Here is a 10,039-nt window from a genome sequence, read left to right on the forward strand (position 1 = left end):
GTCGTGCGCCTGTCTCAGATATCACCCCCGCCAGATGAGCGTCACGATGCGCCCCGCGACCTCCTCGGTCTCGTACTGGAACCCCTGCTCGTTGAGCTTGGGGTAGAGGTGCTTGGGCGCCCGGTCGTTGAACTGGACGAGCACCCGGCCGTCGAGGTCGGCGAGACGTTCCATCGTCTTCGTGAGCGGCTGTGGCGGCGGCAGGTCCGCGACGTCCAACCGATCGATCTCCGCGTCGGTCGGCGCCTTGCTTCGCTCGATGAACTCGGGCAACGTCGGTGGGTCTGTCTTCGCCGCCATACCTGTCGATACCGGGCGTTCCCACAGGTCGTTTGCCCCGAAGATGTTCGCAGTCACTGCCGGGCGAACATGTTCGCGATGAGGGTTTCGGACCGGGGGGACCGAGTTCCGTGTATGTCCCAGCATTCGCACGACGGTGTGGATCCGGTGACCGACCGGATGCACGACAGCTCGTGGTCGGCGAACCTCGAGAAACCGGTCCACGCCGAGGACCGCGACCGCCTGGTGTCCCACGCGGTCGAGGCGGTCGAACACACGGCCGCCGGGGCCCACGTGAACCTCGTCACTCACGGCGACCACGGCCACCCGAAGACCTACCTCTACGAGGTACTGGCCGACCACTTCGGCGACGAGGTCCGGTTCGAGTACGTCGAACAGTGCGGCTGTGGCGGGCACGTGACCCGCGTCCACGTCGAGTGACCATGCACCCGGGCGCAATCGACACCGACGAGCGACCGTTCGTGCTCGTGTGGGAGGTCACGCAGGCGTGCGAACTCGCCTGCGAGCACTGCCGCGCCGACGCGAAGCCGCAGCGACACCCTGACGAGTTGACCACCGCCGAGGGGAAGACGCTCCTCGACGACGCGAGTCGGTTCGGCGACGGCCAGCTGGTCGTCCTCTCCGGCGGCGACCCACTGGCCCGCGACGACCTCGTCGACCTCGTGCGGTACGGGAGCGAGCAGGGACTCCGGATGACCCTGACCCCCAGCGGGACCTCCTCGCTCACGCCCGAGAAGATACAGGCTCTCGCCGACGCCGGCCTGAAGCGCATGGCACTGAGCATCGACGGTGGCTCTGCCGCGGCCCACGACGCCTTCCGCGGCGAGCAGGGGAGCTTCGCGGAGACGGTCGAGGCGGCGAGAGCCGCCCGCGAGGCGGGCCTCCCCCTCCAGGTGAACACGACGGTCTGTGCCGACACGGTCGACGAACTGCCGGCCATCCGGGACCTCGTGGCCGACCTCGGGGCGGTCCTCTGGTCCGTCTTCTTCCTCGTCCCGGTCGGCCGCGGCGCGCTCCTGGACCCGGTTTCGCCCGACCGTGCGGAGGCCGTGATGCGCTGGCTCCACGAGGTGAGCGAGACGGCCGACTTCGGCGTCAAGACCACCGAGGCGCCGCACTACCGGCGCGTCGCCATCCAGCAGTCCGCGGGCGAGGACGACGGGACCGCCCGCCCCAGCGCCGACGCCATCGGTCGCCGGGCGGGTATCAAGGCCGGTGACGGCTTCGCCTTCGTCAGCCACGTCGGCGAGGTCTACCCCTCGGGCTTCCTCCCGCAGAGCGCCGGCAACGTCCGCGAGGACGACCTCGTGGACGTCTACCGGAACGCGGACCTCTTCCGCCGACTGCGCGACCCCGACGAACTCGGCGGCAAGTGCGGGGCCTGCCCCTTCCGCGGCGTCTGTGGCGGGAGCCGGTCCCGGGCCGCCGCGGTCACCGGCGACCCCCTCGCGGCCGACCCGCTCTGTTCCTACGTCCCGGAGGAGTACGACGGACCACTGCCGGACCGGCACCCGGACGCGGAGGCCGCACACCCTGCCGACTGACGCGGCTGCCGGTCGGCGCTCGCCACACCGCCACGAGGCGAACATGTTCGCCCCGACTGATTCCTGTCTGGCGTGTGTACCTCCATCCGAGATGAACTTCCCCTCGCCCTTCTCCACCGACGACGCGGCCGAGGAGCCGTTCGACCCGCCGGAGTCGTTCGTCCCCGAGAACCTGCCCGAACCGGGACCGTTCCTGCGAGAGCACCACGTCCTGACCGGTGAGGACCACGTCGCGTTCCACACCCTGACCCGCGAGAGCTTCGAGGAACGGGGCGTGTACGACGTGACCTTCGGCTACAACCTCACCAGGCTCAACCGCGACACCCGCCACCCCGACGCCGGGTTCCGGTACGCCGAGGACGCCGACGAGCCGGGCGTCCTCCGCGCCGAGTTCACCCCGACGACCGAGTTCTGCCCGCAGGGGAAGACCCTCGTGACGGCGGCCTTCCGCGCCTGGAACGGCCTCCCGGACCGTCACGACTACGACCTCGTCCGGGTCCGCATCGCGCCCTCACACCAGGCGAGTACGGCCACGAACGAGGTGCTCGCGGGACTCGAAGACGCCTACCGCGAGACCGGCGAGATACCCGACCCGGACGAACTCGACGCCGCGGTCGACGGGCTCGATTCCGGCGCCGGCGGCCCCGGCCCGACGGCCCCGTACTGACGCCCATGACGGCCGCGACCGTCTCCCGCTGGGCTCGCCGGTTCGTCTTCGCCGGCGCGGTGTTCCTGCTCGCCTGGGCGCTCGCCGCGCTCGCCGGCGTCCCGAGACGCGTCGAGGTCGCGCTCCTCCTGTTCGGCTTCGTCTTCCACACCGTCTTCGGCAAGGGCTACTCGCTCGTCCCGGCCTACTTCGACCGCGAACTCGCCCTGTCACGGGCACCGATGGTCCAGTTCCCCCTGACCGTGCTCGGAACGGTCCTGCTCGCGGTCGCTGGCGAGACGGGGACGCCCGCGTGGACTGGACAGGCCGGCGCAGTCCTCTGGTTCCTCGGCGTCCTCGTCTTCGTGGGAGCGCTCCTCTGGACGATCCGCGGCGACCTCTCGGGCGCGGCGACCGGGACCGGCGACGTGAACGCCCACCGGCGCGCCCTCGACCGGGTCGCCAACGCGTTCGTCCCGGTCGCGCTCGCGTACCTCCTGCTCGGCTCCTACGGGCTCCTCGCGGGTCAGACCGGGCTCCCGGTCCTGTTCGACGGGTCTCCCGCCCGAGCGACCCACCTGCTCGCCGCCGGCACCGGCGCGATGTTCGTGTTCGCGGTCGGGTTCCGGCTGCTACCGCGTTTCTTCGTCGCGAAGCCACCCACCGCCGCGCCCCTGCTGGTCCTCCCGCCGGCGGTCGGTGGCCCGGCGCTCATCGCGACCTACCTCCCGGCCGGGCCGTGGTTCCAGCTCGGCGCACTCCTCGAATCGACCGCCATCGTCGCCTTCGCCATCGTCCTCGTCGTCCTCTACCGGCAGTCGGAGCGCCGACGCGTCGGGTTCCTCGGCGTCCTCGCGGGGGCCGCCTGTGGCTGCCTCGGCGTGGGCCTCGGGCTGCAGTTCGCCTACGGCGGGCTCGACCCCGGCCTCGGGCTCGCCCACGCCCGGCTGAACCTCGCGGGCTTCCTCGGCCTGACCATCGTCGGCGTCAGCTACCAGTTCTACCCGCCCGCGGTCGGGTCCTTCCCGGGTGCCGGCGACCGGACCGCCCTCGCCGTCATCGCCAGCCTGCTGGTCGGGCTCGTCTTCGGGGCTGCCGGGCTCTCGTTCGATATCTCGCGCCTGGCAACCCTCGGGGAACTCCTCGCCCTCGTCGGGGCGGGACTCCACGCGTGGCTCCTCGGTGGCCTCTTCCGGCAACGAGCGAACCGGTGAGCGGGCTGGCGCCCGGTCTGGCCCGGCTCAGTCCGCCGCGAAGAACAGCAGGGCGACCGTGTCCGAGAGCGCGCGCGGCTGGATGTCGCGCTCCCCGTCGAACCGGATCAGTTCCCCGGCGCCCAGGTGGTTCGGCTCGCCGTCGAGCCGGAGGTCGAGTTCGCCCGAGAGGACGTGCAGGACGATGGTCTCCTCGGGATGGCTGTGCTCGGGCATCTCCTCCCCGGCCTCGAGCGCGAGTCGGACGACGCGCGGCCCGGGCGCACCGAACACCTCGGCGTGGGGCGTCTCTTCGAACTCGTCGAGGTCGGCGATGTCTGTCATGTCGTTCGTCATGTTGGGTCAGTCGGAACTACAGTCTCGTGCATTCTATCTCAGGTCAGTTTATGTTCGATTCACGTTCTCGGCGGTCACGTCTCACCTACGGCCCCCGGCTCTCCCGCCCGGTCGCTATCTGGTCGCACGACGAGGAGCAGGTTCGCGCCGGCGAGTGCGAACCCGGCGAGCATGGTCACGATACCGGCGGTCCCGAGTAGCGGCGGGAGGACCACGAGGTCGGCCGCGGTCACGAGGCTCGCGCCGGCGACGACCAGCCAGAGGTCGGCCCGGGCGACCCGGTGGTCGAAGAGGTCCTCGACCATCGGGACCGGCTCGTGGCCGAGGCGGTCGCTGTAGCGCTCCAGCCACACCAGGAACGGGACGACGTGGTAGAGCGTCCCGACCACGACGACGGCCACGACGCCGAACAGCAGGACCGGCCCGCCGCCGGGCCCACCGTACCGGGCTGCCGGTGCGATGGGGTCCGCGAGCCACGACGGCACCGTCAGGGCTGCCCAGACCGCGAGGGCGACCGCGACCACCGCGTACCGGGCGAGCGTCGGGGTGACCGCGACGGTCCGCCGGCGCATCGTCCGCCAGAGGACCGCGGTGAAGGCGACCACGCCGACGAGGGTCAGCACCGCACCGACCCGTGCGACGAGGCCCGACTCGAGCAACCGGCCGAGTGCGAGCACTGCGACACCCGGTGGATACGTCGCGGTCTCGACGCGCTGGAGCCGGCGGTCCCACGCATCGACCTGGGTCCCGGTGAACATCGAGGCGAGCTGGTAGAGCGCGCCGAAGACGGTGGTCAGGACGACCCCGAAGACGGCGAGGGTCGCGTGGGCCGACACGAGCCCGGTTCTGCTCCCGAGGGGCGCGAACAGGCCGGGGTCGAGGAACCCGAGGCCGAGCAGGAGGCCGACCCCGGGGACCACGGACAGGAACCCGAGCGCGACCGCGAAGTGCGTCTCCGTCACGTCCCAGTCCCCGGGTGCGGGCAGCGTCCACCAGAGGTTGCACACGAACAGCCAGATACCGACGCTGGCGAGGATGCCACCCGCGGGTACCAGCCAGAACGTCCCCGTCCAGAACCCGGCGACGATACCGGCGACGCCGCCGGCCACGAGGGGCAACTGGAGCTGTGCGATGCGGGTCGAGGCGAGCCGCCTGCCGGACCAGACCGGCACGAACTGCGTCATCGCGCCGAGGATGGTCAGGCAGACCCAGCCGACGAGGACCGCGTGGACCACCGCCGGCGGCACGTCGACGCCCAGACCCGGGAACTGGACCGTCCGGACCACCCACATCACCATCCCGGCCGCGAGGAAGACCAGCGCGAGCAGGAAGTGCCGGAGCGGGATGGTCGTGGGTGGCCCCTGTCCGGTGTCGAGGTCGGTCGCGACTGGTCGCATACGTGAAGCGACGCCCGCCAGCATCCTCGCTCTATTTCCGAACGTGTTCGCCTGCGGGCAGGGGCGCGTCGACCCGGTTCGGCTCGCCCCCGTCGGTCCCGCGAGTCCCCGCCTCGCCGGCCGCCAGCGCCGCGAGCTCTCCCCGCGTGTTGACGTTCGTGGTCGACCGCGCCATGGAAACCCGAGCCGTCACGCCGGCCGGGCCGACACGCTCGACCGACAGCCGGTCCAGCAGGAGCCGCAGCCGGTCGTCTGCCGGCCGGTCCTCGAACACGTCCCCGAGCGCGGCCCGGTCGTAGGCCGCGTGCAGCAACTGCGGGTAGCCCTCGTCGTCCATCGGGACGACCGCCTCGGCGGCCGAATCGGCCAGTCGTCGCGCCTGCCAGGTTACGGCCGCCGGCGCGAGCAGGGGCATGTCGCAGCCACAGACGAACAGGTGGTCCGTCTCGACCGCGTCGACCGACCCTGCGAGCCCGGCCAGTGGGCCAGCGCACCAGTCCGCGTCAGGGGCGAACCGAACCGGGACCGACACCGCGGCGTCGACAAGTTCTCGCTGCTCATCACTGCGCGCCGCCACCACCGGTGCCCGGCCCGTGACGCGCCACAGCCGCCGGGTGACCCGGTCGACGAGGGGCCGCCCCGCGAGCCTCGCGGTGGCCTTCGGCGTCGGACCGAACCGGGTGCTGTCCCCGCCGGCGAGGACGACACCGGTGAGGTTCGTTCTCTGTCCCTCTCCGCCGTCCCACTCGCCCGTCATGGCCGGACCGTCCGGAGCACCCAGTCGTTCGGCGTGGCTCGCTCGACCGTGAAGGGGTCGAACGCCGAGGGCTTCGCTTCGGCCAGCGTGGAGAGGAACGCCCGGATGGGCGAGGGGTCGCGGTCGCTGACGACGACGAACTCCTCACCGGCATCGAGGCCGGTGAACCGCTCCCGGACCCGGTCCTTGCGCTCCTGTGGGGCCAGCCCGCGGATGTCGACCGCCGAGTCCGACACCGCGACCTCCCACGCCGTCTCGGCTGCCTCGGCGACCGCCTCGCCGAGTGGTTCGACCACGTCGGGAACGCCCCCGGGTTCCGGCGTCTCCTGCAGGTCGGTCGAGAACGGCAGTTCCGCCAGCGTCGTCGCCTGCAGGTCGTCCATCGGCGACCCGTCGGGGAACAGGTCGTGGGTGTCGCCGCAGGACGGGCAGGTGAACCCGCCCATGTTCACGACGGTCCCGAGCACCGGCACGTCGTTGTCGCGGAACAGCTCGACGCTCCGCGCCGTGTCCTCGACCGCGGCCGGGAAGGGCGTCGTCACGACGACCACGCCGTCGACGTGCACTTCCTGCAGCGTGGTGAGGACCACGTCGCCGGTACCCGGTGGGAGGTCGAGAATCAGCGTGTCGGTGTTCGACCACGCGGTGTCCTCGAACAGTTCGGTCACCGCGTCGTGGGCCATCGCGCCGCGCCAGCCCAGGGGTGCGCCCTGCTCCATCAGCCCGATGCTCATGGCTTCGAGGTCGCCCGCGCCGGGTACCTCGATAGGGAGTGGCTGGCCGTCCTCGTCGGAGTGGATGGGGCCGCCGATATCGAGCAGCGTCGGGACGTTCGGTCCGTGGATGTCCGCGTCGAAGATACCGACCTCCTGGTCACCGGCCAGCGCGCAGGCGAGCATCGTCGAGACGGTCGACTTCCCGACACCGCCCTTCGCGCTGGCGACCGCGATGACCCTGTCGAAGGCGGCCGTCCCGCTGTCCCGGTCCGCCGCGGTGTCCGGCGTCGACTTCACCGGCTCGACGTGGGCCGACTCCACGCCCGGGACCGACCGGACCGCCTGCAACATCGCGCCGACGACCTGCTGCTGGCCGGCCGGGTCGAAGTCCGCGAGGTCGGCCTCGATGGTCACACCACCGTCTTCCAGCACGATGTTCTCGACCAGGCCGGCCTCGAAGACGTGGACCTCCACCTCGGGGTCGCGCACCTGCCGGAGTGCGGCCTCGACGCGCTCTTGCAGGGCCGCCTCGTCTCCCTCGCTTCGCTTCGCCTCGTCGTCGGTCTCGTGGTCTGTCTCGTGCATGGTCACAGGTCGGGCCGGCGGTTCAGGCGGTCCTCGCCGGGCAGGGTGGTGTCGACCTCGTCCAGCGTCCCGCTGAACTGCCGCCGGAACGCGCCGGGGTCGGCGTCGTGGGCGCGGGCCGCGGTCCGGCGGACGATGTCGCTGTCGTCGTCGTCCGCCAGCTCCCTGAGTCGCTCTCTGGCCACGTCGTCGTCCACGCCCGCGAGCAGGTGTGCGGCCCACTCGCGGACGCGCTCGCTCGGGTCGTCGGTCTGGGCGAGCAGCAGGTCCTTCGCGCCCTCGCCGCGGAGCTTGAACAGCGAGATGGCCGCGTTCCGGCGGACCGCGTGGTGGGGGTCCTCCAGTGCGGCCTCGATAGCGTCCTCGTGGCTCGCGCGGTCGAGGCGGTCCAGCGAGACGAGTGCCTCGGCGCGAACCCACGGTTCGGGGTCCGAGAGGAGCTTCCGGGCGGTCTGCTCGGCGATCTCGCCGCCGAGCTTGCCCAGCGCCTCGACCGCGAACTGGCGGACCTCGGGCTCGTCGTCGGTCGCGGCGGCGGCCGCCAGCCCCTCGATGGCCGCGTCGCTGGCGTCGCGTTCGGCCAGCGCGAGGGCGGCGCGGCGACGCTCGATGGGGCCGTCGCCGGCGAGACTGGCGAGCAGGTCGCGCTCGGCCGCGTCCTCGACCGGCTCGGTGTCGCTCGCGGACAGTTCGGCCGGGTCGGCCTCCCCGATGGTCACGTCCTCACGGGAGACCTCGATGTCCTCCAGCCCGACCGGCTCCTCGCCGAAGCCGGGGCTGTTCTCCGGGTGGAGCTGTGGGTCCGGCGGCCCGTCTGTCGCCTCCTCCTCGTCTCTCATGCTGGCTCACCCCGGCTCTCCGTCACGGGTCCAGACTCGGAGACAAGCAACGCGAGCGCGACCACTGCCCCGACAGCCCGGGGAATCGTCGCCGGCACGCCAACGACCAGCAGCAGTATCGCGCCCAGTGCGACCGGCCAGGCGCCGGTCCGGGTCGCGGCGACCGTCGCGGCGACGCCGCCGCCGGCCGCCAGCGCGACCAGCAGCACCGACCCGCCGACGACGTTGCTCCCGACGAGCAACGCGGCGCCAGCGATGTAGGGCGCACTCGTCGCGGCCTGGTACACCGCGACCGCGGCCAGTGCGCCGGCGCCGAGGCCGGGCCAGTCGAGGTGGCGGGCCCGGAACGCCGGCGCGAGTGCGATACCGAGCAGGCCCACGGTCGTCCCGGTGGTCCGCAGGTCTGTCGCCACCCCCGAGGAGGCGGCGAGCGACAGACCGAGTCCGAGGAGTACCACGGCGCTCGCCACGAGTTCGAGCGGGTCGGCCCGGCGGTCCAGATTACGGATTCGGGCCGCGACGGCGAGCGAGCCACCACCGACCACTGCCCCCGCGGCGGGAAGCCACGCCGCGGTCGAGAGCGCCGCGAGGACGCCGAACACGCCGACGAACAGGAGGCCGACGCGTTCTGCCGGGGAGGCGAAGTCCGCACTCGCGCCGAGGACCAGCGCGGCCGCGGCCGGCCCGAGGAGCGCGGCCACGGAGACCGGGGCGAGCAGCTCCGCGCCCACGACGGGGTTCCGGAGTGGCGCGTTCACCGCCAGCCGGAGCAGGAACACCGCGGCCGCCGGGACGACCGCGAGCAATCCCGCGGCGGTCCGCGGTGCGACCGGGAGGCCGTCGGCGACAGTCGTCACGACCCCCCGGGTCCGCGTGCCCCAGTGGTCGAGCGCCGAGTTGCTCACGGGTCGTCACCTCCCGGTTCTGGCGGGTTGTGCGTCTCCTCGCAGCGCTCGGCGAGGGCCTGCTGGTCGGCCCGCGAGAGGGCGTCACAGAACGCGGCGAGGGCGCCGTAGAGCTCCGTCCCGTCCTGCCCTGCCATCGCGTCGGCGACGCCCGAGACCGCGACCCGGAGGTGTCTGTCGAGGAAGTCCAGACGCGCCCGGGCGAGGTCGCGCCGGTCCGCCTCGGCCGCGACCGCCTCCTGCCGGGCGAGGTAGCCCGCGAACTCCAGCATGTAGGGCAGGAAGTCGTGGTTGTCGCGGGTCTCCTGGTCGACCTCGACGCCGAAGTAGTCGTACGCCCGGGCGAGGTCTAAGTTCACGTCGTTCCAGGAGACCTCCGACCGGTAGCGCGACTCGTACAGCGACACCGGCGGGCCCTGGGCGTCGAGCGACCCGTCGGTCCGGTCCTCGTACTCGGCGTAGCCCACGGTGAACAGGTCGTTGTAGCGGGCGCACAGGGTGTCGTGATCGTCGTCGGTCCCGAGGGCGGGCGCGTCGAGGTCCAGTCCCGAGGCGGCGACCAGTTCGGCCGCGCTCTCGGTGACCGCGCCGGTGGCGAGTCGCTCGTGGACGGACTCGTCCGGCTCCCGGAACAGGGTCGCACAGAGCCCGTAGAGGGCGCCGCGGGCGGCGGCGTTCCGGTCGAGTGCGTCACTGAACCGCATCTGGTCGGTCGCCTCGGCGGGGGGTTGGTCGGCCGGTGCGTCTTCGCTCGGTACGTCGTCGTCGTCTCGCGTGTCTGATGTCTCCTGCATGGTCTC

The 10,039-nt window shown here is 72.2% G+C and carries 12 protein-coding genes; 4 read left to right on the plus strand and 8 right to left on the minus strand.

The window, feature by feature from the left end; genetic code table 11:
- Window positions 1–21: 21 nt before the first annotated feature.
- Window positions 22–300, minus strand: a complete 279-nt coding sequence (locus tag NOV86_RS21015; RefSeq protein ID WP_267643786.1) for a DUF2249 domain-containing protein — start codon at window positions 298–300, stop codon at window positions 22–24.
- Window positions 301–414: 114 nt separating this feature from the next.
- Between NOV86_RS21015 and NOV86_RS21020 the strand changes: the two genes are divergently transcribed.
- From NOV86_RS21020 to NOV86_RS21035, 4 genes are all read left to right on the plus strand, one after another.
- Window positions 415–720 carry a CGCGG family putative rSAM-modified RiPP protein gene (locus NOV86_RS21020; RefSeq protein ID WP_267643787.1) on the plus strand — a complete coding sequence of 102 codons (306 nt, stop codon included), beginning with the start codon at window positions 415–417 and terminating at the stop codon, window positions 718–720.
- 2 nt (window positions 721–722) lie between these two features.
- Window positions 723–1,844: a TIGR04053 family radical SAM/SPASM domain-containing protein gene (locus tag NOV86_RS21025; protein ID WP_267643788.1), complete on the plus strand. Its 1,122-nt coding sequence runs from the start codon at window positions 723–725 to the stop codon at window positions 1,842–1,844.
- Window positions 1,845–1,935: 91 nt separating this feature from the next.
- Window positions 1,936–2,511, plus strand: coding sequence for a DUF7998 family protein (locus NOV86_RS21030; protein WP_267643789.1), 576 nt, complete (start codon window positions 1,936–1,938; stop codon window positions 2,509–2,511).
- Between the two features lie 5 nt (window positions 2,512–2,516).
- Window positions 2,517–3,704 carry a hypothetical protein gene (locus NOV86_RS21035; protein ID WP_267643790.1) on the plus strand — a complete coding sequence of 396 codons (1,188 nt, stop codon included), beginning with the start codon at window positions 2,517–2,519 and terminating at the stop codon, window positions 3,702–3,704.
- A gap of 27 nt (window positions 3,705–3,731) precedes the next feature.
- Here the strand turns inward: NOV86_RS21035 and NOV86_RS21040 are convergent, their stop codons facing one another.
- The 7 genes from NOV86_RS21040 to NOV86_RS21070 all read right to left on the minus strand — a co-directional run bounded on the left by NOV86_RS21040 (window position 3,732) and on the right by NOV86_RS21070 (window position 10,033).
- The gene (locus NOV86_RS21040) at window positions 3,732–4,028 is read right to left on the minus strand and encodes a cupin domain-containing protein (RefSeq protein ID WP_267643791.1); all 297 of its coding nucleotides are present in this window, start codon (window positions 4,026–4,028) and stop codon (window positions 3,732–3,734) included.
- A gap of 86 nt (window positions 4,029–4,114) precedes the next feature.
- Window positions 4,115–5,437 carry a hypothetical protein gene (locus NOV86_RS21045; RefSeq protein ID WP_267643792.1) on the minus strand — a complete coding sequence of 441 codons (1,323 nt, stop codon included), beginning with the start codon at window positions 5,435–5,437 and terminating at the stop codon, window positions 4,115–4,117.
- A gap of 31 nt (window positions 5,438–5,468) precedes the next feature.
- On the minus strand, window positions 5,469–6,194 hold the full coding sequence (gene mobA, locus NOV86_RS21050) for a molybdenum cofactor guanylyltransferase (RefSeq protein ID WP_267643793.1): 726 nt from the start codon (window positions 6,192–6,194) through the stop codon (window positions 5,469–5,471).
- Entirely contained in the window at window positions 6,191–7,495 is a 1,305-nt protein-coding gene (locus NOV86_RS21055; protein WP_267643794.1) for a P-loop NTPase, read from the minus strand. Before NOV86_RS21055 ends, mobA begins: the two co-directional genes overlap by 4 nt.
- A 2-nt stretch (window positions 7,496–7,497) precedes the next feature.
- A complete protein-coding gene (locus NOV86_RS21060; protein WP_267643795.1) occupies window positions 7,498–8,334 on the minus strand; it encodes a HEAT repeat domain-containing protein in 837 nt (278 codons plus the stop codon).
- On the minus strand, window positions 8,331–9,239 hold the full coding sequence (locus NOV86_RS21065; protein ID WP_267643796.1) for a DUF8068 family protein: 909 nt from the start codon (window positions 9,237–9,239) through the stop codon (window positions 8,331–8,333). The genes NOV86_RS21060 and NOV86_RS21065 overlap by 4 nt, the downstream gene beginning before the upstream one ends.
- Window positions 9,236–10,033 carry a molecular chaperone TorD family protein gene (locus tag NOV86_RS21070; RefSeq protein ID WP_267643797.1) on the minus strand — a complete coding sequence of 266 codons (798 nt, stop codon included), beginning with the start codon at window positions 10,031–10,033 and terminating at the stop codon, window positions 9,236–9,238. Before NOV86_RS21070 ends, NOV86_RS21065 begins: the two co-directional genes overlap by 4 nt.
- Window positions 10,034–10,039: the final 6 nt, after the last annotated feature.

The organism is Haloarchaeobius amylolyticus, from assembly GCF_026616195.1.
In the GTDB taxonomy this organism is placed as follows: Archaea; Halobacteriota; Halobacteria; order Halobacteriales; family Natrialbaceae; genus Haloarchaeobius; species Haloarchaeobius amylolyticus.